This window comes from Streptomyces fractus, from assembly GCF_049844455.1.
Classification (GTDB): domain Bacteria; phylum Actinomycetota; class Actinomycetes; order Streptomycetales; family Streptomycetaceae; genus Streptomyces; species Streptomyces fractus.
This window is the reverse complement of sequence record NZ_JBMYHI010000002.1, coordinates 8,974,660-8,999,312: the sequence shown is the minus strand read 5'-3', so window position 1 is coordinate 8,999,312 and position 24,653 is coordinate 8,974,660. Positions and strand designations below refer to the sequence as shown.

Annotated in this window: 22 protein-coding genes and 1 pseudogene; 12 read left to right on the top strand and 11 right to left on the bottom strand. The window is 72.1% G+C overall.

Annotated elements, in window-relative coordinates; all coding sequences use genetic code 11:
* Positions 1–14 precede the first annotated feature (14 nt).
* From ACP4E5_RS43025 to ACP4E5_RS43015, 3 genes and pseudogenes are all read right to left on the bottom strand, one after another.
* Positions 15–683, bottom strand: a pseudogene (locus ACP4E5_RS43025) (HpcH/HpaI aldolase/citrate lyase family protein); the annotation flags it as partial.
* Positions 680–1,564 (bottom strand): HTD2 family dehydratase, encoded by an 885-nt coding sequence (locus ACP4E5_RS43020; RefSeq protein ID WP_425839687.1) that lies wholly within the window; start codon positions 1,562–1,564, stop codon positions 680–682. The pseudogene ACP4E5_RS43025 and the gene ACP4E5_RS43020, both read right to left, overlap by 4 nt.
* Before the next feature lie 456 nt (positions 1,565–2,020).
* Positions 2,021–3,010: a LysR substrate-binding domain-containing protein gene (locus ACP4E5_RS43015; RefSeq protein WP_425839684.1), complete on the bottom strand. Its 990-nt coding sequence runs from the start codon at positions 3,008–3,010 to the stop codon at positions 2,021–2,023.
* A gap of 165 nt (positions 3,011–3,175) precedes the next feature.
* On the opposite strand from ACP4E5_RS43015, the gene ACP4E5_RS43010 reads away from it, so the two are divergent.
* Together ACP4E5_RS43010 and ACP4E5_RS43005 are read left to right on the top strand one after the other, a co-directional pair.
* Positions 3,176–4,390, top strand: a complete 1,215-nt coding sequence (locus ACP4E5_RS43010; protein ID WP_425839682.1) for a CaiB/BaiF CoA transferase family protein — start codon at positions 3,176–3,178, stop codon at positions 4,388–4,390.
* A gap of 69 nt (positions 4,391–4,459) precedes the next feature.
* Positions 4,460–5,629 (top strand): acyl-CoA dehydrogenase family protein, encoded by a 1,170-nt coding sequence (locus ACP4E5_RS43005; RefSeq protein ID WP_425839679.1) that lies wholly within the window; start codon positions 4,460–4,462, stop codon positions 5,627–5,629.
* Here ACP4E5_RS43005 and ACP4E5_RS43000 read toward each other — a convergent pair.
* Together ACP4E5_RS43000 and ACP4E5_RS42995 are read right to left on the bottom strand one after the other, a co-directional pair.
* Positions 5,604–5,981: a recombinase family protein gene (locus ACP4E5_RS43000; protein ID WP_425839676.1), complete on the bottom strand. Its 378-nt coding sequence runs from the start codon at positions 5,979–5,981 to the stop codon at positions 5,604–5,606. The genes ACP4E5_RS43005 and ACP4E5_RS43000 overlap by 26 nt on opposite strands.
* Before the next feature lie 94 nt (positions 5,982–6,075).
* Positions 6,076–6,534 carry an ATP-binding protein gene (locus ACP4E5_RS42995; protein ID WP_425839673.1) on the bottom strand — a complete coding sequence of 153 codons (459 nt, stop codon included), beginning with the start codon at positions 6,532–6,534 and terminating at the stop codon, positions 6,076–6,078.
* A 316-nt stretch (positions 6,535–6,850) separates the two neighbouring features.
* On the opposite strand from ACP4E5_RS42995, the gene ACP4E5_RS42990 reads away from it, so the two are divergent.
* From ACP4E5_RS42990 to ACP4E5_RS42980, 3 genes are all read left to right on the top strand, one after another.
* Positions 6,851–7,720, top strand: coding sequence for a helix-turn-helix domain-containing protein (locus tag ACP4E5_RS42990; RefSeq protein ID WP_425839670.1), 870 nt, complete (start codon positions 6,851–6,853; stop codon positions 7,718–7,720).
* The gene (locus ACP4E5_RS42985) at positions 7,717–7,968 is read left to right on the top strand and encodes a DUF397 domain-containing protein (protein ID WP_389277250.1); all 252 of its coding nucleotides are present in this window, start codon (positions 7,717–7,719) and stop codon (positions 7,966–7,968) included. The genes ACP4E5_RS42990 and ACP4E5_RS42985 overlap by 4 nt, the downstream gene beginning before the upstream one ends.
* 82 nt (positions 7,969–8,050) lie before the next feature.
* The gene (locus ACP4E5_RS42980; protein WP_425839667.1) at positions 8,051–8,866 is read left to right on the top strand and encodes an SAM-dependent methyltransferase; all 816 of its coding nucleotides are present in this window, start codon (positions 8,051–8,053) and stop codon (positions 8,864–8,866) included.
* A 47-nt stretch (positions 8,867–8,913) separates the two neighbouring features.
* On the opposite strand, the gene ACP4E5_RS42975 is transcribed toward ACP4E5_RS42980, so the two are convergent.
* Positions 8,914–10,380, bottom strand: coding sequence for a hypothetical protein (locus tag ACP4E5_RS42975; RefSeq protein WP_425839665.1), 1,467 nt, complete (start codon positions 10,378–10,380; stop codon positions 8,914–8,916).
* Between the two features lie 294 nt (positions 10,381–10,674).
* Here ACP4E5_RS42975 and ACP4E5_RS42970 point away from each other — a divergent pair, with 294 nt between their 5' ends.
* Entirely contained in the window at positions 10,675–11,367 is a 693-nt protein-coding gene (locus tag ACP4E5_RS42970) for a DUF899 domain-containing protein (protein ID WP_425839662.1), read from the top strand.
* Between the two features lie 12 nt (positions 11,368–11,379).
* Here the strand turns inward: ACP4E5_RS42970 and ACP4E5_RS42965 are convergent, their stop codons facing one another.
* The 3 genes from ACP4E5_RS42965 to ACP4E5_RS42955 form a co-directional block, all read right to left on the bottom strand.
* Positions 11,380–11,601 (bottom strand): hypothetical protein, encoded by a 222-nt coding sequence (locus ACP4E5_RS42965; RefSeq protein ID WP_425839659.1) that lies wholly within the window; start codon positions 11,599–11,601, stop codon positions 11,380–11,382.
* A 194-nt stretch (positions 11,602–11,795) separates the two neighbouring features.
* Positions 11,796–12,677, bottom strand: coding sequence for a universal stress protein (locus ACP4E5_RS42960; protein ID WP_425839656.1), 882 nt, complete (start codon positions 12,675–12,677; stop codon positions 11,796–11,798).
* A gap of 179 nt (positions 12,678–12,856) precedes the next feature.
* The gene (locus ACP4E5_RS42955) at positions 12,857–13,699 is read right to left on the bottom strand and encodes an alpha/beta fold hydrolase (protein WP_425839653.1); all 843 of its coding nucleotides are present in this window, start codon (positions 13,697–13,699) and stop codon (positions 12,857–12,859) included.
* A 194-nt stretch (positions 13,700–13,893) separates the two neighbouring features.
* Here ACP4E5_RS42955 and ACP4E5_RS42950 point away from each other — a divergent pair, with 194 nt between their 5' ends.
* From ACP4E5_RS42950 to ACP4E5_RS42925, 6 genes are all read left to right on the top strand, one after another.
* Positions 13,894–15,696: a PP2C family protein-serine/threonine phosphatase gene (locus ACP4E5_RS42950; protein ID WP_425839650.1), complete on the top strand. Its 1,803-nt coding sequence runs from the start codon at positions 13,894–13,896 to the stop codon at positions 15,694–15,696.
* 186 nt (positions 15,697–15,882) lie between these two features.
* Positions 15,883–17,490: an AMP-binding protein gene (locus ACP4E5_RS42945; RefSeq protein ID WP_425839647.1), complete on the top strand. Its 1,608-nt coding sequence runs from the start codon at positions 15,883–15,885 to the stop codon at positions 17,488–17,490.
* Positions 17,491–17,523: 33 nt separating this feature from the next.
* On the top strand, positions 17,524–18,717 hold the full coding sequence (locus ACP4E5_RS42940; protein ID WP_425839644.1) for an acyl-CoA dehydrogenase family protein: 1,194 nt from the start codon (positions 17,524–17,526) through the stop codon (positions 18,715–18,717).
* Entirely contained in the window at positions 18,714–20,072 is a 1,359-nt protein-coding gene (locus ACP4E5_RS42935) for a phosphotransferase family protein (protein WP_425839642.1), read from the top strand. The genes ACP4E5_RS42940 and ACP4E5_RS42935 overlap by 4 nt, the downstream gene beginning before the upstream one ends.
* Positions 20,073–20,116: 44 nt before the next feature.
* Positions 20,117–20,947, top strand: a complete 831-nt coding sequence (locus ACP4E5_RS42930) for a crotonase/enoyl-CoA hydratase family protein (RefSeq protein ID WP_425839639.1) — start codon at positions 20,117–20,119, stop codon at positions 20,945–20,947.
* Between the two features lie 35 nt (positions 20,948–20,982).
* Positions 20,983–21,897, top strand: a complete 915-nt coding sequence (locus ACP4E5_RS42925) for an enoyl-CoA hydratase-related protein (RefSeq protein ID WP_425839636.1) — start codon at positions 20,983–20,985, stop codon at positions 21,895–21,897.
* A gap of 83 nt (positions 21,898–21,980) precedes the next feature.
* Here ACP4E5_RS42925 and ACP4E5_RS42920 read toward each other — a convergent pair whose 3' ends face one another.
* Positions 21,981–23,015, bottom strand: coding sequence for a phosphotransferase family protein (locus ACP4E5_RS42920; RefSeq protein ID WP_425839633.1), 1,035 nt, complete (start codon positions 23,013–23,015; stop codon positions 21,981–21,983).
* Positions 23,012–24,562, bottom strand: coding sequence for an acyl-CoA synthetase (locus tag ACP4E5_RS42915; protein WP_425839630.1), 1,551 nt, complete (start codon positions 24,560–24,562; stop codon positions 23,012–23,014). The genes ACP4E5_RS42920 and ACP4E5_RS42915 overlap by 4 nt, the downstream gene beginning before the upstream one ends.
* Between the last annotated feature and the right edge of the window lie 91 nt (positions 24,563–24,653).

The window sequence follows — 24,653 nt, the reverse complement described above, 5'->3', positions numbered from 1 at the left end:
GACGGGTGGACGCACAGCTTGCCCGCGAAGCCGAGGCGGCGACCGTGCGTGACGTCGCCGGTGAGGGTGTCCGTGTCCCGTACGGCGGTGGTGACTCCGTCGATCGGCGGGCACAGGCCGGCGGCCGCGGCCGCGAGCACCACCTGGGACCGTGCGTGTGCCAGCGCGAGGTGGTCGTCGTGCGCGACACCGAGGTCGGAGGCGAGGTCCACGTTGCCGAAGGCGAGGCGCACCACGCCCGGCTCCTGGGCCACCTCGTGGGCGCGCAGCACCCCGCGCGCCGTTTCGATGAGTGCGACGAGCGGGCAGCGGCCGGCCGTCCGTGCCGCGATCTCCGAAAGGGCCGCCGGATCCTCGGACTTGGGAACCATCACCGGGCAGCCGTGCTCCGCCGCCACGGCCAGGTCGGCCTCGGCCCAGGGAGTTCCGGGGGCGTTGATCCGTACGACCGGCCGGTGGCCCGCGGCCAGCCAGGCTGCGACGTGGGCGCGCGCCTCGTCCTTGTCTGCCGGGGCGACCGCGTCCTCCAGGTCGATGATGACCAGGTCGGCGCCGGAGTTGTGGGCCTTGGCGTAACGGTCGGGGCGGTCGCCGGGGACGAAGAGGAAGCTCCGCGCGGCGGCGATCGCCTCGCGGCCGTCGGAGGCGTCGGATGCGTCGGCGGCCTCGGTCACGTCCGTCATACGAAGGTCACCTTCGCGGAGGCGTGCCGCGCCTCCCGGTGGGTGGCGACGCCGAGTTGGGCGCCCCGGCCCTCGTCCGTCGGCGTTCCGGTGGCCAACAGGTGTTCCCCGGCGAAGACGGGCCGGTGCAGGCGGTAGGAGAGCGAACCGATCTGCCGTTCGGGCGCGTTGCGGCGCACCAGGTCCAGCATCAGGAGCGCGAGCAGCGGGCCGTGGACGACGAGGCCGGGGTAGCCCTCGACGTCGCGGCAGTACGGGGCGTCGTAGTGGATGCGATGGGCGTTGGCGGTCAGCGCGCTCACCCGGAACAGCTCACGCTCGTCCGGCTGGTCCCGCAGCTGCCAGGGGGCCTCGGAGTGCGGGAGGGTGGCGCTGTCGACCGTGGTGGGGTGGCCGGCCGCCGCGCTGCGTCCTGAGCGGTAGACGATGTCCTGTTCCTCGACGAGGCAGGTGCGGCCCGCCTGGCGGAACTCGCGGCGCTCGGTGACGAAGAGCAGTTCGCCGCTGCGGCCACTCTTGGGCGTGACGGAGGCGAGGCTGCAGACACGTTCGGCCGGCTCGCCGAGGCGCAGCGGCTCCTCGACGCTCACCCGGCCGCCCGCGAACATGCGCTGCCGGTCGGGGATCGGCGGCAGGAAGCGGGCGTCGGCGAGGTGTCCGTCGGGGCCGAGTTCGTGCTGTGCGGGCCACTCCAGGAAGTACAGCCACTGCCACAGCGGCGGCAGCGCGTCACCCGCCTTAGCGGCCGGCTCGGGCAGGTCGAGGACGGCCGAGAGTGCGGCGGCCGGGCCCGAGGGCAGGGCGTCATCGTCGGTCGTCGCGGAGGGCGCCCACGACTCCACGTAGGAGCTGAGGGGTGGTGTGGAGGCGGCGGGTTCCATGCTGGGGCTTGCCTTCCGTTGAGGGACGGGTGTCCGTGAGGGCGACGCCCAGGGCACGCACCTTCCCGGTCGAGTTGGGGATGCCCCCGGTGTTCACCAGGTACTTCTGGAGGTAGGTGGTGTACATGGTGCGCCGCAGGTACATCAATCGACACGTACTGGAAGCTGGAGTAGAAACCGCGCCGACCGGGCGGTGCCACCTCGGAGAGATACGAGGCACTGGGGCCGGACTCGCCGCCGACCGAACCGGTCCGCGTGGGCGCCGAGCAGCCAGCCGCCGATGAGGTTGCCCAGGCAGCCGCGCACGACGTTCGCGGTGACGCGGGAGGGTGGGCTCGTGGCCGGTGTCTGGCTCATCCGTGGCGTCTCCGTACTCAGTGCTCGTCAGGCGTTGGTCGGGCGGCTCGAAACGCCACTCATCATGAGCGCTGATGCGGGATGCGGAACAATAGAAATTCATGATGTGTCCATGCGTCGGGCGCATGGCACCCGGGGCACATCCGGTGTCTGGTCCTCCGCCTCGGGGAGCCGTGCCGAGGGCCATCTGCCGCTCTCCACCGCGGCGTTGACCTGTCGCACCAGCTCTTGCGCTACGACGTTCACGGCGGGTGGTGTGCGGCCGGTGCGGGGTGTGCCGAGCACGATGGAACGCCACGCGGCGGGCTCGCACAGCGGCGCGGCGCTGAGCTCCCCCGCCGCGACATCCTCGGCGATGCCCACGCCGGGCAGCACCGTCCAGCCGTGTCCGGCCCGGGCGAGCTGCTTCTGTACGGGCATCGAGTTGGTCTGCGCCGCCACCTCGATGCGAACACCGGCGCGGGCCGCGGCCGAATCAATGAGCGCGCGCAGCGCGTGCCCAGATGTCGGCATCACCAGCGGGCGCGCCGCCGCCTCTGCGAACGGCACGGGCCGCTCGGCGCGTAGCCCGGCCGACGGCGGGGCCGCCACCCACAGCCGCTCGCGCACCAGGGGCCGTACGTTCAGGGAGGGCGCACTGTCGAGGTTGTAGAGCAGCGACAGATCGAGGTCGCCGTCGTCGAGCCACTGCTGAAGATGGCCCGAGTACGCGGTCATCACCCGCAGCTGCACGCCCGGATGGGCCTCGTGCATGGACGTCACCAGGGGTTCCGCGAGCAGTTCGAGGGTGCTCTCCAGCAGGCCGACGGTCACGATGCCGGACACCTCGCCGGGCGTGGGCCGCACCTCCGCGCGGGCGCGCTCCAGCTCGTGCAGCGCGCGCCTGGCCCGCTCCACGACGGCCGATCCGGCCTGGGTCGGCCGCATGCCCTGCCGGGTCCGCTCGAAGAGGGCGACGCCCAACTCCTCCTCCAGGGTGCGGATCTGGCGGGTGACGGCGGGCTGCACCAGGTGCAGGACCGTCGCGGCCCGCGTGACGCTGCCGACCTCGGCCACCGTCACCAGCGCCTTGAGCTGTTTGATGTCCACCGCGCCCCGCCCCTCGCCTGCCATCCGCGCCGCGCATGGCGGCATCACGATTTGCTATTTCCCGAGCATTGCCATGAAGACCCATGATGTCAGTCGGTGCGAAGCAGCCGACTGTCGGCCACCTCGCGCGCCCACATGACCACTCCCGCTCCTGGAGGTCACCGCATGACCGGGACGACCGACCGTGCCACCGCACCGCCGCGGCACCCGCTGTCCGGGATCACCGTCGTCAGCCTCGAACAGGCCGTGGCCGCGCCCTACGCCACACGCCAACTGGCCGACCTCGGCGCCCGCGTCATCAAGGTGGAGCGGCCCGACGGCGGCGACTTCGCCCGCCGCTACGACACCACGGTGCACGGCGAGTCGAGCTATTTCGTCTGGCTGAACCGCGGCAAGGAGTCACTGACCCTCGACGTGAAGTCGCCGGCCGGACGCGAGCTCCTCGACGAACTCCTCGCGGACGCCGACGTGTTCGTGCAGAACCTCGGCCCCGGCGCCGCCGCCCGCCTGGGCCTCGACGCCGCGACCCTGACCGCGAAGTATCCGCGCCTGATCCCGTGCACCGTCTCCGGCTACGGCACCGACGGGCCCTGGGCCGACCGCAAGGCGTACGACATGCTGGTGCAGTGCCAGACCGGTCTGGTCTCCCTCACCGGCACGGCCGAGGAGACCGCGCGGGCGGGCGTGTCGATCGCCGACATCGCCGCCGGGATGTACGCCTACACCGGCGTCCTCACCGCCCTGTTCACCCGTGCCACCACGGGCGTCGCGCACGCCGTGGAGGTGTCGCTGTTCGAGGCGCTCGCGGAGTGGATGGGCCAGCCCGCCAACTACACCCGCTACGGCGGAACGCAGCCGCCGCGCATCGGCACCCAGCACGCCACCATCGCCCCGTACGGCGCCTACACCGCACGCGACGGCAAGCAGATCCTGATCTCCGTACAGAACGAACGCGAGTGGCGCGCCCTGTGCGAACAGTTCCTGAAACGCCCTGAGTTGACCGACGACCCGCGTTTCGCCACCGGTTCCGTCCGCGTCACCCACCGCGACGAGCTGAACGTCATCATCGCCCAGCGCTTCCAGCAGTGCGAGGGCGCCGACGCCGCCGAGGCGCTCGACGCGGCGGGCATCGCGAACGCCGGCGTCAACGACGTCGCCGAGTTCCTCGACCACCCGGTGCTCGCGGGGCGTGGGCGCTGGCACGAGGTCGGCACGCCCGGCGGCCCCGTCCAGGCGCTGCGGCCACCGGCCGACCTGGCCGGAATCGCCCCCCGGATGGACCCGGTCCCCGCCCTCGGCGAGCACACCGAACGGCTCCTGACCGAGCGGGGACGCACCGCCGAGCAGATCGCGGGCCTCCGCGCAGCGGGCACGATCTGACGCCCAGCTCCCCCTACCCGCCTCCCCGGACATCGCGACAAGACAGCAAGAAGCAGAGGAGAAGGCCCCGTGAGCACCCTGGACGCCCTGGACACCGACGAGCGGTTCGTGGTCGAGACCGTGCACGACTTCGTCGACAAGCACGTCAAGCCGGTCGTACAGGAGTTGGAGCACTCCAACACCTATCCGGAAGCCCTCATCGAGCAGATGAAGGAGATGGGCATCTACGGGCTGGCCGTCCCCGAGGAGTTCGGCGGCACCCCGGTCTCCATGCCCGCCTACGTTCTGATCACCGAGGAGCTCGCGCGCGGCTGGATGAGCCTCGCGGGCGCCATGGGCGGCCACACCGTCGTCGCCAAGCTGCTCACCCTCTACGGGACCGAGGAGCAGAAGGCCGCGTATCTGCCCCGCATGGCGACCGGCGAGCTGCGCGCCACCATGGCGCTGACCGAACCGGGCGGTGGCAGCGACCTCCAGGCGATGCGCACCACGGCCCGCCACCAGGACGACGGCACATATGTCGTGAACGGCTCGAAGACGTGGATCACCAACTCCCGCCGCTCCGGCCTCATCGCCCTGCTGTGCAAGACCGATCCGGACGCCACGCCGACCCACCGCGGCATCTCGATCCTGCTCGTCGAGCACGGACCGGGCCTGACCGTCTCCCGCGACCTGCCCAAGCTGGGCTACAAGGGCGTCGAAAGCTGCGAGTTGTCCTTCGAGGGGTACGTCGCCGCCGCCGGCAGTGTCCTCGGCGGGGCGGAGGGCAAGGGCTTCGGCCAGATGATGAAGGGCCTGGAGACGGGCCGGCTACAGGTCGCCTCGCGCGCCCTCGGCGTCGGCCGCGCCGCCCTGGAGGACTCGCTCGCCTACGCGCAGGAGCGGGAGTCGTTCGGCAAGCCGATCTGGCAACACCAGGCGATCGGGCACTACTTGGCCGACATGGCCACCAAGCTCACCGCGGCCCGCCAGCTGACCCTGCACGCGGCCCGGGAGTACGACGCGGGCCGGCGGGTCGACATGGAGGCGGGGATGGCGAAGCTGTACGCGTCCGAGGCGGCGATGGAGATCGCGCTCAACGCCGTCCGGATTCACGGCGGTTACGGCTACTCCACCGAGTACGACGTCGAACGCTACTTCCGCGACGCGCCGCTGATGATCGTCGGCGAGGGGACGAACGAGATCCAGCGGAACGTGATCGCGGCCCAGCTCGTCAAGCGTGGGGGCCTGGACGCGTGAGCGGTGCCCAGGTGTAGCGGACGCGCACCCCGTGGTCCCGGAGCCAGCTGGTCTCTCTGTGCCGGAGTTCGTGCGCGGACTCCGGGGCGATGGCGGAGGGCCAGCGGACGAGGACCGAGGTGACATCGCCGGTCTGGACCAGCTGTCGCACCCGCCGCCAGCCCGTGCGCCGGGCCGGGTCCGGCTCGCCGTAGGTGTCGGTGACGACCTCGGCGATCGTCAGGCCGCGTTCCTGTGCGAACGCGTGGCCTTCCGTTCGCGCGCACTGCGTGGCCTGGCCGGACGCGCTCGGGGCCCGGTCGGCGCATACGTACAGCACGGCGGGTGAAGCGGTGTCGCCGTGGGGGGTCATGGGCGCCTCCTGTAGGTGGATCGAGGAGAATGGATTCCTCGCCGCGCGAAGGTGAAAGTGGGGGGCCGAGCGGCCCCTGCCGGTCTGCATGGGCTCAGGAGAAGGCCGTCAACTCGGCCCAGACGACCTTGCCTTCGGCCCGCGTCGAGCGTGCGGAGCCCCAGCGGTCCGCGAGCTGCCGGACGAGGAACAGGCCCCGCCCGCCCTCCTCGCCGGGTCCGGCACGGTGCTCGGCCGGCGGGACCGGCGCGGGGCTGTCGTCGTGGAGTTCGATGCGCAGACTCCGCTCGCCCGCGGTCAGCTTGAGGCCGCACAGGACCTGATCGCTGTCGGTGTGGAGCAGCGCGTTCGTGGTCAGCTCGGACACGAGCAGCACCGCGTCGCAGCAGGTGTCGCCCGGTACGCCCCAGGATCGGAGTCGTTCGCGCACGGTGTCGCGGGCGAATCTCGCGCTCGTGCGCAGCGTGGGCAGGCCGAACCAGTACTCCCGGCCCGGCGCCGTGTTGGCTAAGGCGGGGGACGGTGCCGGGGTCAGGGGCATGGGGAGAGTCACGAATGTCGCCTTCCGGTGCCTTCCGCGTGGCGGGCGCGGTGTGGGGGTGCGGGCTACAGCTCGAGCCGTGAGAGGCACGGGCCCGGGCGGGCGCCCGGCGCGGGGGTACCGACGACGGCAGCGGCATCGCGCGCCCCCGCGGGGCCGGATGCTGCGTCAGAGCCGTGACGTGACCGCTCACAGTGCAACTATGCGCGTGATCAGGTTCATGCTGCAACCGACTCCCTGATAATTTCAGCAAGACGTCTATCACTCTGGCGTCATCATCAAGTCACTGCAAGAATGGTCTTGTTGATGAATCCTCAGGAGGTTGGGCGTGAGTGAGGCCCGTTCTGCCACCAGCGCGCCGACAGTGCTGCGCATGATCCTCGGCCGCCGGCTGCAGGACATGCGACTCGCTGCCGGTGCCTCGCTGGAGGACGCGGCCAGAGCACTGCGCGTGAAGACCCTGACGATCCGCCGGCTGGAAAAGGCCGAAGTCGCGCTGAAGCCTCTCTATGTGGAGAAGCTCCTGGAGACCTTCGGCGCGGACCGCCAGGAGATCGACGAGTTCGTCGAACTGGCCGAGCGGGCCAACGAGCCGGGCTGGTGGCACTCTTACCGGGACGCCGTCCCCAGCTGGTTCACCGCCTACGTCAGCCTGGAGACCGACGCCAAGACCCTTCGCACCTACGAACCCCAGTACGTCACGGGCCTCCTGCAGACCCCCGCCTACGCGCGCGCGGTGCTGCGCGGCGGGCTGCCGAACGGCACGGAGGAGGACCTCGAGCGCCGCGTGGAGCTGCGGCTGCGCCGCCAAGGACTCCTGGACAAGGAGGACGCCCCCACGCTGTGGGTGGTCATGGAGGAGGCCGTCCTGCACAAGGAGGTGGGCAGCGCCGACGTGATGCGGGAGCAGATCGAGCGCCTCCTGGAGCTGTCCGAGCGGGCACACATCAGCCTGGACATCGTGCCCTTCTCCGCGGGCGCGCACGTCGGGGCATGCGCCCCGTTCACGTACTTCCGGTTCGAGGAACCCGAGCTGCCCGACATCGTCTACAGCGAACTCCTGTCCGCATCCGTCTATTTGGACCAGCGCGCGGACGTGGTCGCCCATCTGGAGGCGCATTCGCGTTTGGCGCTGCTGACGTCGTCGGATGACAGCAGGGCGCTCTTGAACCGTATGCGCAAGGAGTACTCAACATGACGGTCGTCGAAGAGGGCGTCTACAACGGGATGCCGGCCCGCAACCTCGGGGAGCAGGGCTGGGAGCGTCCCTGGAGCGGGCCCAACGGTGGTCAGTGCGTCGAGACGAAGCTGCTCGCCGACGGCCGCGTGGCCGTACGGCAGTCGACCGATCCGGCCGGTCCCGCGCTGATCTACACGCCGGAGGAGATCGCCGCGTTCGTCCGCGGTGTCAAGCAGGGCTTGGCCGATCACTTGGCCGCCGGATGAACCGGCGGCCGGCGGGAGGGACGCCGACACCGGTCGCGTTCCTGGCCACGGGAGCGACAGTCACACCTACGAAGGGGAGCACATGACCACCAGGCAGTCCGGCCGGGACCTCGACACGAGCAAGGCCCACTCGGCCCGGATGTACGACTACTTCCTCGGTGGCAAGGACCACTTCGAGGTCGACAAGGAGGCGGCCATGGTCGCCGCCAAGGCCCACCCCGGCCTCCCTGTCACCGCCCGCGAGAACCGCGCGTTCATGCACCGGGCCACCCGCGTCCTGGCGCAGGAGCACGGCATCCGCCAGTGGCTCGACATCGGCACCGGCATCCCCACCGAGCCCAATCTGCACCAGGTCGCCCAGTCCCTCGTGCCCGAGGCCCGCGTCGTGTACGCCGACAACGACCCGCTCGTCCTCAAGTACGCCGAGCGCCTGATGCGCAGCACGACCCAGGGGCGCACGGCCTACATCGAGGCCACCGTCACCGACCCCGACTCGCTCCTTGACGCCGTGCAGGACGCCGAGGTCCTGGACTTCACCCAGCCCATCGCGCTGTCCCTCAACGCGCTGATGCACTTCGTCACCGACCCGCACGACCCGTACGCCATCGTGCGCCGGCTGCTGGAGCCGCTGCCGCCTGGCAGCGCCCTCGCCATGAACCACTGCACACCCGACTTCGACCCCGAGACGTGGAACGGGGTGGCGGAGGCGTACACCAACTCCGGGACGCCGGTGCAGTTCCGTTCGCACAGCGACGTCCGCCGCTTCTTCGACGGCCTCGACCTGATCGACCCCGGCATCATCTGCTGCCACCGCTGGCGCCGCGACAACCCCGAGGACGGCACGGAGATCGCGGACGCCGAGATCAGCCTGCTGGCGGGCGTCGGCATCAAGCACTGAGCGGGTGGGCGGGGCCGGGTGGCTGGTGCCGGTCGCACACACGCGCGTCAGCCGCGCCGGTTCCCCCGGTACCGGCGCGCCAGCACCAGACCGCCCAGCACGACGACGGCACCGCCCGCGACCGCCCCGCCGATGACGAGCGGAGAGGCCTTCGACACACGGCCATTGATGTCGGTCGCCAGCGCGGCGGTGTCGTTGCCATGGGTGCGGTCGTACTTGCCGACGACACGGACCGTGCCGCGCGCGCCGGGGACCTTGTCGTCGATGCGGAGGCGGACGGTCACGGTCGTGCGTGCCCCCTTGTGGCCGTCGATCGACTCGAACGCCTCGCTGCCCAGGGAGCATCGCCACGCGCGCGAGCCCTTGGCCGGCCGTTTGCACGCGTCGTCGATCGGGTCGCCGTCCACCATGTAGGGCGTGCCGGTGATGGTGGTTCCCTTGGGCGGGACGATCTCGACGCGGCCCGGGCCGATGCCGGGCAGCTTGCCGCCGTTGACGTTGCGGGCACCGATGCGCACCTTCACCGTCTGCCCGATCTTTCCGCGGACCGTTCCCTCGACGACGGGGGCGAGGTCGACCTGTGCGGTCCCGCGCACGATCAGTGAGCCCCAGGCGTTCTTGTCGTCACCGGCCTTGATGTCACTGACGGGAGCGCGTTCGAGCTTCAGCTCCGGACCGCTCCCCCGGCGCGGGTACACCGCCTTGTCCCGCACCGCGTAGAGCAGTTGATAGCGGACGCTCTCCGCGGGCATGTCCGCGTCCAGATAGCCGGTCATCGGCTGGGCGATCCGCCAGGCGGTGTGCGGCGGAAGTGGTGTGTCGAACTCGCACCAGACGAGTTCGGTCCCCGCCAGTCCCGCGTCGGAGGCGTCGTCCTCGGGGTCGGGGTACCAGCAGTTGCGGTACTTCTGGTCCACCGACAGATGACGGTTGTAGGCGCTCATCCTCAGCGCGAACTTCTCGACCGGCCAGCGGCTCTCGTTGGCGAAGCCCGGCCGCAGCGCGACCGGCGCGTTCGGCTCGACCAGGCCGGGCACCCGCTCCGTTCCGGCCGAGGTCAGGTCGGGCGGCTGGACGTCCATCCGCATGTCCGCGCGCACGGTCGCGGCGTTGTCGGCGCGTGCGGCGAGGTGCACGGTCCCGCCGTCCCCGGGGGCGGCACCGTCCGTGCCGAGCAGGTGGAACGGGCTGAAGTGGGTCGCGTAGCGCAGGGAGCGCGGGTCGAAGCGGCAGCGGAACACATCGTCGTCGCCGGTGCAGCGGTGCCCGGGCGTCATCGTGCCGACGCTTTTCAACTCCCGTGCGTCCACGGTGATCTCGACGTTGCGGGCCACGCCGCCGTGCGGCCACACCAGCAACTTGGGGGCGTCGAACCGCGCTTCGGCGCCCTCATCGGCGTCGTACAGCCCGGTGGCCTCGGGCACGTCGAGCGTGAGCCGGACCTGTCCTTGCGTCCCCTGCGCGGCGACGGCCGAAGCCGCCGCCCCGGCCACGGCCAGCAGCGCCCCGGTCACCAATGCGGCGGCCCGCCCACCGAAACACCGACCGTGTCCACGCCCGCGTATACGCAATGCCACTCCCCCGTGCTCGGCCCTTCACCGGCCCCGTGGGTCGACGGGGCCCGGAAGGCACCCTACGAGACACCTCCCGGGACACCGAGCCGGGCACGAGGACGCCGCCGGGCTGCCGGACGTGGCGTTCCGGGAATCTCGACGTCCACCGATGACTTTTCGCGCCCCGGACGGTCTCCACTCACGAAAGGCAGAACGCGCAGCACCGCGCACCGCACCTCACCGTCCGGAGGCTCCATGTCCACCACCGGCAATGCCCTGCCGCCCGTCGTCGACCGCGCCACGTGGGAGAAGGAACTGGAGGCGCTGCGGGTCCGCGAGAAGGCCGCCACTCGGGAGCTCGACGCCATCGCCGCGCAGCGGCGCCGGCTGCCCATGGTCGAGATGCCCGACTACGTGCTGGAGGGCGAGGACGGCCCGGTGCGGCTCGCCGAAGTCTTCGGTGAGCACCCGCAGTTGATCGTCTACCACCACATGTGGAGCGAGGGCGCGGAGTGGCAGTGCGGCGGCTGCACCGGGTTCACGTCCCAGTTCACGCGGCTCGCGGGGCTCGAGAAGTTCGACGCCCGCTTCGTGATCGTCACGCAGGGGCCGATCGACGAGGCGCTCGCGTACCGGAGCAAGGTCGGCAACACGATGACCTGGTACTCCACCGCGAACAGCCCGTTCGGCGCCGACGTCGGCGCGCCGCCGAACGCCGGGTTCGCGGTCAATGTGTTCCTGCGTGACGGCGACACCGTGTACCGCACCTGGCACACGGACGGCCGCGGCACCGAGCAACTGAGCTATCTGTTCGGCCTCGTCGACCTGCTGCCGTACGGCCGTCAGGAGGAGTGGCAGGACTCCCCCGCGGGTTGGCCCAAGTCACCGACCTACAGCCGGTGGGCGTCGCCGCAGGAGATCGCGGCGGCGTACGGCGAGCGCGGCTGAGGTCGGGCGAGGTCAGGCGTCCTCGACACCGAGCACGCGGTGCACGGTCTTGCGGGCTTCGTAGAAGTCGGTGTCGGAGACGTCCGGGTCGTCCTCGGTCTGTTCGAGCCAGTCCGACATCTCGTCGGGCGACCAGCGGTCGAAGTCCTTGGGGATGTCGAGCGTCGTGGTGTTCATGCGCAGCCGGGCGACGGCTGTCGCTTCCTCGACGCTGATGGTGTTCACTTCGGTCATCGCGCCCCTCCCATCGGGTCTTCACGGGATCGGACCGGCGACCTTGCCAGACGGTCCCGGGCAGTGTCCAACCGTGACGTCACACACAGTGAGGACACCTCACCAACTCCTGTGCCGCAGTGCCCGGTTGACCTCCGCAAACGTCACGCGGGCACGTCCGTGAAGAAAGGTCCGCGGCTCCGGCCGCGGACCGCTCACGCGCCCTCCGTCCCGCCGTCCCGTACGACGAGGACCGGGCAGTCCGCGTGATGCAGCAGGGCCTGGCTGACCGAGCCCATGATCAGTCCCTTGAACCCGCCCCGGCCCCGGGCGCCCACGACGATCATGCGGGCCTCCTTGGACGCCTCGATCAGGACCGGGCGCACCCTGCCCTCCAGCAGACGCCGCTCCACGGAGACGTGCGGGTGCGCGGCCAGCCCGGGGGCGAGGGCGTCGGTGAGGGTCTGCCCGGCCTCCTTGCGCAGGTCGCTGATGTTGGAGACGAGAGGGGCCAGCGCGCCGTGGCGGTCCGGGCCCTCGGCGGACCAGGTGTTCCAGACGTGCAGGGCGAGCAGTCCGGTGCCGAGGCGCTCGGCCTCGCCGAACGCCGCGTCGACCGCGACCCGCGCGTCTCCGGACGAGTCCACGGCGACGGCGACGAGTCCGTCCGCGTGGGCCCGGCCCCGTACGACGAGGACGGGGCACTCGGCGTGGGCGGCCAGGTACACGGCGACCGAGCCGATCAGGAGCCCGGTGAAGGCGCCGAGGCCGCGGCTGCCGACGACGACCAGGTCCGCGTCCGCCGAGCGCACCGTCAGGATGGTCAGCGGCTCACCCGTGACGACCTCGCCGTCGATGTCGGTGAGGTCCGGCTCCGCGGCGCGGGCGTGCTCGACGGCCGCCGACACCACGGTGTCGGCCTGTCCGCGCAGCGCTTCCGCCGCCGCCGCGAACCCGGCGGCGCGCATCATCGGCCAGACGAAGGCGTGCACGATACGCAGCCCGAGGCCGCGCTGCCGCGCCTCCCGGGCCGCGACCGACACGGCCTCCAGACTCGAATCGGACCCGTCGGCCCCGACCAGCACGTGGCCTGCCATGCGTGCGCTCCCTGTCGTTCCCGGTCACCGCCCGTGACCGCCTGTGCGGCCCGATTCCAGCGTGACCCGGTCTGCCGGGCGGCGCACGGCGAGCCTTGGACGGCCGCGTTCAACGACCGAGCGCACAGTCACGTGACCCGGCCGCCGTCCGCAACCCGCACGCCGCACCCCGCACCCCGCTACCCGAGGGCGCGCATCGCCTCGGCGATCTCGTCGACATCCGCGTCGCGGAGCGCGGTGGCGGTCTCCTTGAGGACGAGGAGCCGAGCCCCGGGGATCTCCCGTGCGATCGCCTCGCCGTTGCCCACGGGGAAGAACGGGTCACGGAGGCCGTGGACGACGAGCGTGGGGATCTCGATCTCGGGCAGACGCTCGCGCCAGCGGGGTGTGCAGTCGATCCGGGAGAACACCATGCCCAACTGGTTGGCCATCTGGACCTGGGGCGCGGTGCCGGGCGTACGGTCCCAGACGCGCGCGGCGACCGAGCGCGCGGCGACGGGGTCGTTGCCGAGGACCTCGGCGCCGGCCGCGGCGAACTCAGCGACCGCCTCCCGGTCGGCCCAGTCGGGCATCGGGCTGGAGAACAGGCGGCCCATCGTCGCCTGGTCGTGGTCGGGGAGGTCGTCGTCGACCGGGCCGGGGGCCACCGCCCGCGTGCCCACCAGGGTGAGCGCCGAGAACGCGCCCGGATGATCGAGCGCGGCCACCTGCGCGACCATCCCGCCGACGCCTATCCCCGCGAGGTGCGCGGGACCGCCGCCGAGCGCGTCGGCGAGAGCCGCGGCGTCGGCGGCCAGGTCCCGCAGCGTGTAGGCGGGCGCCTCCGGGTCCCCGGTCGTGGACTCCCCGCTGTCGCGCAGGTCGTAGCGCACCACCCGGCGCCCGCCCGCGGCGAGGCGCTCGCACAGCGCGTCGGGCCAGGAGAGCATCGTCGTCCCGCCCGCGAGCAGGACGAGCGGCGCGTCGTCGGCACCGAAGGACTCGATACCCAGAGTGACATCATTGGCTTTGACAGTGGTCATACCAGGGCAGACCCTATCCGCTTCCCGAATTCATCGGTCGGTGTGATGTCTGCCTGGCGGCCTGCGGCGGCACCGTGCGAGCGCCCGCCACACCGCACACCACCGCTTGGCGTAGGCGGACTGGCCCGCCCCCGGGCCGCCGCCGAGGCTGATGGGCACCGGTCACGTCGCGCGCAGAGGAGGCACTTCCCCGTATGGACGCCACCTCACCGGTGCCCGACGCCCGCACCCACCTGGCGCTCCAGTCGATCAGGGAACTGCTGCGGGCCCAGCGGAGACGGATCAGGAAGTACGCCGAGTCGTACCGGGAGCAGGACGAGTTCGCGGGCGCGCCGGCGGCCGTGGTCACGTTCACGTCGCTGCCGCCCTCGCCCTCGGGGCGGGAGGTCCTCGACGCCCTGCCCGCGCCGGCGCTGCTGGTGGCCCCGCTCCGGGACGACGACGGACGGATCCGGGACGCCCTCTACGTCGCCCAGAACGCGGCGGCCCGCGCCTACGCGGCCGAGCGCCTCCCCCACGGCAGTCTCCCGCGGTGGCAGGGCCCGATGTCGTTGTTCGAGCGGTTTCCCTCCCTGACCGGCACAGCGCTTCCGGGCATGCTGGCCGACGCCCTGCGCGAGCGTTCCCCGCAGGGGCCCACGTTGATCGAATGGGTCGTGCGCACCTCGCACGGCCCGGTCCGGATAAACGATCAGATCCGGGTCGCGCCGTGCGGGGAGCACCTGCTGATCAGCTGGGAGCGCGGCCACCGCCTGCACATGGCGGCGGCCGCGCAGCAATTGGTGCGCACCTGCTGGGCGGAGTGGAACCTGGGCGACGGCGGGGTCGATCCGTCGCGCGGGTTCCGCCAGGTGCTCGGCCTCGACGGTCACGCGGAGATCCCCACCCTGTCCGGCCTGGCCGCGACCGTGGCCCCGGAGAGCCTGCCCGAGCTGTACCGGACGCTGTACGACGTCATCCTGCGCAAACGCACCGGCGTCTGTGAGCTGCGCCTGAACGGGGCCGGTTCCCGGGTGATCCGGATGACCGCCGAACCGGTGCGGATCGCCCCCGGCAGCCTGGTGTGGGCGCTGCGCGCGGTGCTCACCGACGTGACCGCGGAGCGGCGCCGCCGCATGACCGCCGAGCGCGCGGAACGCGAGGCGCGGCGTCAGCGCGAGCGCGCCGAGGCCGTCGCCGAGGTCGCCGGCGCCCTGCGCGAGGCCGTTCTCCCCCACTTCCAGGGCGAACTGGCCGCCTACGGACTGGAGGCCACCGCCGTGTACCGGCCCGACGCCCGCGAGGCCGGGGTCGGCGGCGACTGGTACAAGGCCCGCAAGGTCCCCGGCGACCGCCTCCTGGTCGCGCTCGGCGACGCCCGCGGGCACGGACTCGCCGCGGTCACCCTCATGGCCAAGCTCCGCTACGCGCTGGCGGGCCTCGCCTACACCGAGCAGAGCGTCGAGCAACTCACCCAGTGGCTCAACGAGTTGGCCTGCGCCGACGGCGACGAGTCCACCGCGACCGCGATCATCGCCTGCTACCACCCGCGGCGGGGCCTGCTGCGCTGGACCTGTGCGGGCCATCCGCGCCCGGTCCTCGTGCGCGACGGCGTGGCCCGCCAGCTCCCGGACCCCGAGGGCGGCCCCGGTCTTCCCCTGGGCGTTCTGCCGGGAACGCCGTACACCGCGGCGGAGGTGTCGCTGCGGGTGGGTGACATCGTCCTGATGTACTCGGACGGGCTGACCGAACGCCGCGACAGCGACCCCGACCTCGACACGCTGCGCTTCCTCGACGCGGCCCGGCACTGCCTGGGCGGCGCCGTGCCCGGTGCGGGACACGAAGCGCTCCAGGAGTACGCCGAGCGCGTCGTCGGCGAGCTGGACGGCCCGCACCGGTCCGACGACGCGACGCTCCTGGTCCTGCGACGCACCTCCGCGTCCCTCTCCACGTCCGTCTCCAATTCCCTCAACACGGCCACCTCGACGTCTCCCTCGACGTCTCCCCCGGCGCCTTAACGACCGCTCAGCACCCACCCCCGCCACGACGGCGCACCTGACCGGAACAACCACGTTTCGCGCCGCGGGGGTTGTCGAAGGACCGCGGGCCTCTTAACGTTCGATCAGTCCTGGATCGGGTCCCCGCACAGGCCGCAGCGGCCGGGGTGACCCGGGCCGCCCGGCAGCCGTCGACGGGAGCCCCGCGTGTCCAACTCGACCCACGCTACTGACACATCCGGTCACACCCCCTCGCCCGACGCGTCCCTGCGGGCCGGGCGCCGGCTCTCGCTCGCCCACCAACTCGCGCGCCAGGCACGGCGTACGCCCACCGCCCCTGCCCTGCGCCACCAGGACCGGGAGATCACGTACGCCGCCCTCGACGCGCGCGTGAACCGCCTCGCGCGCGCCTACGCCGCGCGTGGCGTAGGCCCCGGTGACCGGGTCGCCGCACTGACCACCAACCGGACCGAGACGGTGGAGGTGTGGTTCGCCGCGCTGCGGCTCGGCGCGATCGCCGTACCGATCAACTTCCGCCTGGTGCCCGCCGAAGTGGCCCACGTCCTCGGCGACTGCACACCGACCCTGTTCGTCATCGACGAGCCGCTGACGGAACTGGGCCTGGAGGCACGCCGCCTGGCCGGCTCCGACTGCCGCGTCCTGCACCTCGGCGAGGGCCCCGCGCCGGACGGCACGGAGGGCCTCACCGCCGTACGCGACACGTACGACGACGGGCCCGTCGAGGCCGACGTCGACGAGAACGACCCGGCGTTCCTGATGTACACCTCGGGGACCACGGGCCGCTCCAAGGGCGCCGTGCTCAGTCACCTCAACCTCTTCGTGAACACCCTGCACATGGTGGAGGTGCAGCCGCCGAAGCCCACCGACCGCGGCCTGTTGAACATCCCGATGTTCCACATCGCGGGAGTCGACTCGGTCGTCGCCTCCATGCTCTACGGCACCTGCACCGTCATCGGCGCCACCGTCGGCTTCGACGCCGCCGAGACGGTCGATCTGCTGGAGCGGGAGCGGATCACCGGCTGCTTCCTCGTGCCCAGCCAGTGGAAGGCGATCTGCGAGGTGCCCGGCATCCGGGACCGCAAGCTCGTACTGAACAGCCTGAGTTGGGGCGCGTCCGTCGCCCCGCCCTCGGTCCTGGAGGCGATGAACGACACGTTCCCCGGCGTCGTCATCCGCAGCGCCTTCGGCCAGACCGAGATGGCCTCGGTGACCTGTTACCTCGACGGCGAGGACGCGGTGCGCAAGCTCGGCTCCGTCGGCAAGCCCGTGCGGCACGTGGACGCGCGGATCGTCGACGAGGACATGCGGGACGTGCCCGTGGGCGAGGTCGGCGAGATCGTCTACCGCGGCGGCAACCTCATGCTGGGCTACTGGAACAACCCGGAGGCCACCGCCGAGGCCTTCGAGGGCGGTTGGTTCCACTCCGGTGACCTGTGCCGGATGGACGACGAGGGGTACATCTACGTCGTCGACCGCAAGAAGGACATGATCATCTCGGGTGGCGAGAACATCTACTCCGCCGAGGTCGAGGCCGCCGTCGACCAGCACCCCAAGGTCGCCGAGGTCGCCGTCGTGGGTGTGCCGCACCCCCAGTGGGTGGAGACGCCGCGCGCGTACGTCGTGCCGAAGGATCCGGCCGACCCGCCCACCGAGGCGGACATCATCGACCACTGCCGCGAGCGGCTCGCCTCGTACAAGAAGCCGACCTCCGTCGTCGTCATCGAGGCGCTCCCGCGCAACGCCGCCGGGAAGGTGCTCAAGGTGCGGCTGCGCCAGGCCGCCGCCCGCGACTGACAGGACGCACCCACCCCGACTGGACGGATCCTCATGCCTGACCGGACACATGAAGACCTGACGGAACTGCGCGCCCGGATGGCCGCCTTCATCGACGATGAGGTGATCCCCGTGGAGCGGGCCCTCGGCGGCCGCACTCCCGAGGCCCGTGCCACGCTCGCCGCCCTTCAGGAGCGGGCGAAGAAGCTGGACCTGTGGATCCTCGGCCACCCGACCGAACTCGGCGGCAGGGGCCTGCCGTTGTACGACTTCGCGCTCGTCAACGAGATCATCGGGCGTTCCGAGTACGGCCAACTCGCCGTCGGCACGTACACCATGCAGGACTCGATCATGCTCGACCTGTACGCGTCCCGGGCGCAGCGCGAGCGCTGGCTGAAGCCGCTCGTCAACGCCGAGATCAGCCCGAGCGTCGGCCTCACCGAACCGGAGGTGGCCGGCTCCGACCCCACCCGGATCGCGACGACCGCCGTGCTCGACGGCGACGAGTGGGTGATCAACGGCCACAAGTGGTTCACCACCGGGGCCAGCCGGGCCGCCTTCACCACGGTCTTCGCCCGCACCGAGGAGGACGCCGCGAGCCCGCACGGCGCCGTCTCCGCGATCATCGTCCCGGCCGGCACGCCGGGCCTGGAGATCTCCCGCGTCCTGGAGACGATGGGCGACACCGAGGGCGACCACTGCGAACTGCGCCTGACCGACGTACGGGTCCCCGCCGACCATCTGCTCGGCGAGCGCGGCGAGGGGTTCACCATCGCGCAGCGCCGCCTCGGCCCCGGCCGCATCTTCCACTGCATGCGCTGGCTCGGACAGGCGCAGCGCGCCTTCGAGCTGATGGTCGAGCGTGCCAACTCCCGGTACGCGCATGGTTCGTTGCTCGCGGAGAAGGGTGAGATACGGCGCTACGTCGCCGAGTCGGCCGCCGAGATCCAGGCGGCCCGGCTGATGACCCTGGACGCGGCGCGCCGCTACGACCAGGACGGGCAGGCCCGCCTGGAGATCAGCATGGTGAAGTTCTGGGGCGCGCAGGTCCTGCACAATGTCGTCGACCGAGCCATCCAGGTGCACGGCGCGCTCGGCGTCACCGCCGACACGCCGCTGGAGGCCATGTACCGGCGCGCCCGCTACGCGCGCATCTACGACGGTCCCGACGAGGTGCACAGGATGGTCGTCGCGCGCAAGCTGCTCGCCGACCCGAGCAGGGCGCCGTGGGCGGGGCTACCCGCGTGAGTGAACCGTTGCGGGACGAACTGCGGGCCCGCCTGGCCGAGTTGTGGGGCGAGCCCGTGACCGTCGAGGGCTGGCGGCGGCTGTCCGGTGGCGCGAGCCGGGACACCTTCTCCCTCGACGCCACGGCCACCGACGGCGCCTCGCACCCGCTGATCCTGCGCTGCGACCCGCCGGTCAAGCCGGCTCCCGAGGTGATGGCGCGGGAGGCCGCGGTCCTGGCCGCGGCGGCCGGGGCCGGGGTGCCCGTGCCCCGCCTGGTCGACCACGGCGCCGTCCTGGGCCGGGCCCATCTGCTCATGGAGCGCGTCGAGGGCGAGACGATCCCGCGGCGCCTGCTGCGGGACGAGCGGTTCGCGGCCGTGCGCCCGAAGCTGGCGCGCGAGCTCGGCCGGATCCTCGCGCGCGTCCACACGATCCCGGCCGCGTCCGTCCCGGACCTGCCCGAGGCCGATCCGCTACACCAACTGACCGGCCTGTACCGGCAGTTCGACGACCCGAGCCCGGCGGTCGAACTCGGCCTGCGGTGGCTCGCCGACCACCGGCCACAAGCCGCCCGCCCGGCCCGTGTCGTGCACGGCGACTTCCGCAACGGCAACCTCATGATCGACGAGACGGGTGTGCGCGCGGTCCTCGACTGGGAGCTCACCCACATCGGCGATCCCGTCGAGGACCTGGGCTGGCTGTGCGTGAAGGCCTGGCGGTTCGGTTCGGCCGAGCCGGTGGGCGGCTTCGGCCCGCGCGAGGAGCTGCTCGCCGGGTACGCCGAGATCGCCGGCACCCGCCCCGGCGAGGGCGAACTGCACTGGTGGGAGGTGTACGGCACGCTCCGCTGGGCGGTGCTGTGCCGCATGCAGGCGGAGCGGTTCCTGTCCGGCGCCGAACAGGCCGTCGAGTACGCCGTGTTGGGGCGCAAGGTCTGCGAGCAGGAGTACGACGTGCTGCTGGCGCTCGGTGTCACGGAGCCCGGCCCCGTGCCCGATGTCCTCGCAGGACGCGACGACACGACCGCCGCTCCCCCGCACGACCGGCCCGGCGCGGACGCGCTGCTGCGCGCCGTCCAGACCTTCCTCACCGAGGAGACGGCGGGCGATCCCCGGCGGCGCTTCCTGTCGAAGGTGGCGGCCAACGCCGTCGCCATCGCCCGCCGCGAGGCACTGCTCGCGCCCGCCCTGGCCGAGGCGCACGCCCGCCGCCTCGCCGTGCTCGGCGTCGCCGACGACCGCGCCCTCGCCGCGGCGATCCGCGACGGGACCGCACCGGTCGACGACGCGGCGGCCCTCGAAGCCGTACGAGGCGGCGTCACGGACAAGTTGACGGTCGCCAACCCGGCGTACGCGGCGCAGCCGGCGCGGTGAGCGCCACCCCGAACCCGTAGGAACGAGAACCGAGGAGCACACGCATGACCAGCACAAGGACCGGCCCCGAAGCGGCCCAGCGGGTGACGGTCACCGTGACCGACGGCGTCGCCGACGTGCGGCTCAACCGGCCCGAGAAGCGCAACGCGCTCGACCCGGCCATGTTCGAGGCGCTCGTCGCCACCGGCGAGCGGCTGAAGACCGAAGCGGGCGTCCGGGCCGTGGTGCTGTCCGGTGAGGGGCCCGACTTCTGTGCCGGGCTCGACTTCACCTCCTTCGAGGCGATGCGGGACGGGCAGCGGCTTTCCGGGCTCGCCGAACTGCCTCCGTCGGAGGGGCCGGCGCAGGCGGCCGGGCAGCGGGCCGCGTACGTCTGGGCCGAGTTGCCCGTGCCGGTGATCGCCGCGCTGCGCGGCAACGCGCTCGGCGGCGGGCTCCAGGTCGCGCTCGGCGCCGACATCCGCATCGTCGCGCCGGATGCCCGGCTCAGCGTGTTCGAGGTGGCGTGGGGCCTGGTGCCGGACATGACGGGCACCCAGCTGCTGCCCGAGCTCGTGGGCCGCGACGTCGCGAAGGAACTGACCTTCACCGCGCGGGTCGTGGGCGGCGAGGAGGCCGCGCGCATCGGCCTGGCGACGTACACGGCGGACGATCCGGTGGCCGCCGCGCTGGAGACGGCGGCCCGGATCGCGGCGCAGAGCCCGCACGCCGTACGCGCGTCCAAGCGGCTCCTCGACCTCGCGGGCCGCACCGACCTCGCGACCGGCTTCGCCGAGGAACAGAAGGAGATCGGCGCGCTCATCGGCAGCCCGAACCAGGTCGAGGCGGTCGCCGCCCGCTTCGGGAAACGGGCGCCGCGCTTCACGGACAGCTGACCTTCCTACGCCACCGAAAGCTTGAGGACCCGCACATGACAGACGCCCAACAGGCCTCCACCGCAACCGACTTCACGGAGATCCGGTTCCGGGTCGCCGACCACATCGCCACCCTCACCCTGCACCGGCCCGAACGGCTGAACGCCTTCACGCACACCATGGCCGCCGAACTCATCGCCGCCTTCGACCTGACCGACGCCGACGACGACGTGCGGGCCGTGGTCGTGACCGGCTCGGGGCGCGGCTTCTGCGCGGGCGCGGACCTGGCGGGCGGCGCCGACACGTTCGACCACGACGCCGTGGGCCGGGCCGGCGGGCGCACGGACTTCGGCACCATCGACGGTGTGCCGCGCGACGGCGGCGGCTGTGTGGCGCTGCGCATCGCCTCCAGCGTGAAGCCGGTCATCGTGGCGGTCAACGGGCCCGCGGTGGGCGTCGGTTCGACGATGACGCTGCCCGCGGACATCCGGATCGCCGCCGAGTCGGCCCGCTTCGGCTTCGTCTTCGCCCGCCGCGGCCTGGTGCCCGAGGCCGCGTCGAGCTGGTTCCTGCCGCGGGTCGTGGGGATCTCGCAGGCGATGGAGTGGGTGGCGACCGGCCGCGTCTTCGACTCCGCGGAGGCCCTCGCCGGACGCCTGGTCTCACGCGTGGTCCCGGACGCCGAACTCCTGCCGACCGCGTACGCGCTGGCCGCGGAGATCGCCGAGAACACCTCCGCGGTGTCGGTGGCCCACTCGCGCCGCCTGATGTGGTCGATGCTGGGAGCGGCCTCGCCGTGGGACGCGCACCGGGCCGACTCGGCGGCCATGCTGCGACTCGGCCAGGGTCCCGACGCGGCCGAGGGCGTCATGTCGTTCCTGGAGAAGCGCCCGGCGAAGTTCCCTGCGGTGCTCGCCGACCACGCGGACACCCTGCCGTCCTGGCCCGACGCCCCCGACGACGTCCGATAACCCCCGCGTCCCGGTCGCCCGGGCCCCCGCCCGGGCGCTGACCATCGGCATCCGGTACGAACTCGCCGGGCCATGCACTCAGGTCACCGCGCTTCCCCGCCGCGGCCGAGGTCGCGTACCGCCTCGTACGCGGCCTCGCTCTGCCGCAGCACCTGACGCTCCAACTCCTTGACCGGAAGCTCGTTCTCGCCCATCACCCCGGCCGCGAACCGGGCCGCGACACCGGCACCGATGCACGCCGAGCGCCAGCGCGAGAACGCCACGTAGTACGGCAGCGGTGACACGTCCAGCCCGGACGCCTTCGCGTAGGCGTCGACGAGTTCGGCCCGGGTGCAGAAGCCCTGGGCCGCGCTCGGGCCGGCGGTCGTGGGCGGGACCGTGTCGCCCGGCTGCTCCCAGGTGGAGACGAGCCAGCCCAGGTCCGCCAAGGGGTCGCCCAGGGTGGCCAGTTCCCAGTCGAACACGGCGACGACCGTGCCGTCGGGGGCGAAGGACAGGTTGCCCGGGCGGAAGTCGCCGTGCACGATGCCCGACGCCTGTTCCGGCACCCGGGCGAGCAGCGCGTCGTGGACCGTGTCGAGGAGGTCCAGGTCGGGGGCGCCGGAGCGGTGCACCTGGCGCTGCCAGCGGTGCAGTTGGCGTTCGACGTAGCCGCGCGGGCGCGCCATGTCGCCGAGGCCGACCTGCGCCGGGTCGAGGCGGTGCAGAGCGGCGAGCACCTCGACGAGGCTCGTGCCCGCACGGCGCCTGGCATCCGTCGGCCAGTCCGCGACGGCGTCCCGGTCCGCGCCCACCGTGCCGTCGACGAAGTCCATGACGTAGAACTCGGCCCCGCTGACCGAGGTGTCGGCGCAGTAGGCGAGCGGCTCGGGCACCGGCACCCCGGTCGGTGCGAGGGCGGTCAGGAAGCGCCACTCGCGGCTCATGTCGTGCGCGGTACTCAGGACGCCGCCCGTCGGCGGCCTGCGCAGCGCCCGTACGGTGCCGGTCGCGTCGGTCACCCGGTAGGTGAGGTTCGAACGGCCGCCGGAGACGAGGTCGAAGGTGAGCGGTGGGACGATGCCGGGGACGTGCGCGGCCAGCCATGCGTCGACCGCGGGCCCGACGCCGGTCGTCATGCCGTCCCCGGCTGTACGTACCGTGCCTTCAGTTTTCCCTTGACCAGCTTGCCCGTTGGCGTACGCGGCAGTTCGTCCACGAAGTCGACGCTGCGCGGCGCCTTGTAGTGCGCGATCCGCTCCCGTACGTACGCGATCAGGCGCTCTTCGAGGTCGGGTCCCGGTGTCACGCCGGGTGCGGGCTGTGCCACCGCCTTGACCGCCTCGCCCATCTCCGGGTCGGGGACGCCGATCACGGCGACGTCGGTGATGTCGGGGTGGAGGGCGAGGACGTTCTCGATCTCCTGCGGGTAGATGTTCACCCCACCCGAGATGATCATGAAGGTTCTGCGGTCGGTGAGGAAGAGGTAGCCGTCCTCGTCGAGATGGCCCATGTCGCCGAGCGTCACCCAGTCCGTGTGTTCCGGGTGCTGTGCGCCCTTGGTCTTGTCGGGGTCGCCGAGGTACTCGAAGGTGCCTTCGCCCTCCCGCGCGAAGTAGACCGTGCCGGTCTCCCCCGCGGGCAGCACGCGCCCCTCGTCGTCGCAGATCCGCGGCTGACCGAGGATGGGCCGGCCGACCGAACCGGGCTTCTTGAGCCACTCCTCGGAGGTGATCAGCGTCATGCCGATGCCCTCGGTCGCGGAGTAGTACTCGTACAGCTTCGGACCCCACCAGTCGATCATCGCCCGCTTGACGTCCGGCGGGCAGGGCGCGGCGGCGTGCACGACGACGCGGTGGCTGGAGAGGTCGTAGGCGGTGCGGACCTTCTCGGGCAGCCGCAGCAGGCGGATGAAGTGCGCCGGCACCCATTGGCTGTGCGTGACGCGGTAACGCTCGATGGCGCGCAGCGCGTCCTCAGGGTCGAAGCGCTCCATCATGACGACGGTGCCGCCGAGCGCGTGCACGGAGGCGCCGTAGCGCAGCGGCGCGGCGTGGTAGACGGGCGCGGGCGACAGGTACACCGCGTCCGCGTCGAAGCCGTAGAAGAGGCGGAGGAGTTCGACCAGGGTGTCGCCGGGCTCGCCGACCTGGCGGTCCGGGAGTTCGGGGCGGATGCCCTTGGGGCGGCCGGTGGTTCCGGAGGAGTAGAGCAGGTCGGCGCCGCGCGGCTGGTCGGCGGGTGGTTCGGCGGATGCCCCGGCGAGGGCGGTCGCGTAGTCGTCGAAGCCGTCGACGGCGCCGCTGTAGGCGAGCCGCACGCGGACGGTCGCGGGAAGCTGCGCCGCCGCCTCCCGTGCGAGGTCACCGAGGGCGCCCGAGACCACCAGGGCGGCGGCGCCCGAGTCGCTCACGATGTAGGCGATCTCGGACGCGGAGAGGTGGTGGTTGACGAGGGTGATGTACAGGCCGGAGCGGACCGCCGCCCAGTAGACCTCGTACGCGTGGATCGAGTTGTCGGTGAGCAGCGCGACCACGTCGCCGCGGCGCAGGCCCGCCTCGCGGAACACGTGGGCGAGCCGGATGGAGCGTTCGTCCAGCTCCCCGTATGTCAGCTGTTCGCCGGTCGACGCCATGATGACGGCGGGGCGCTGCGGATCGCTCTGAGCATGGGCACCTGGATACACGTGACGCCTTTCGCAGGGACGTGGACGTCTGTGGCCGTGGACTCTTTCTAAGTCACCGTTCGAGGGGGCAGCAAGACGTACGACGACACGA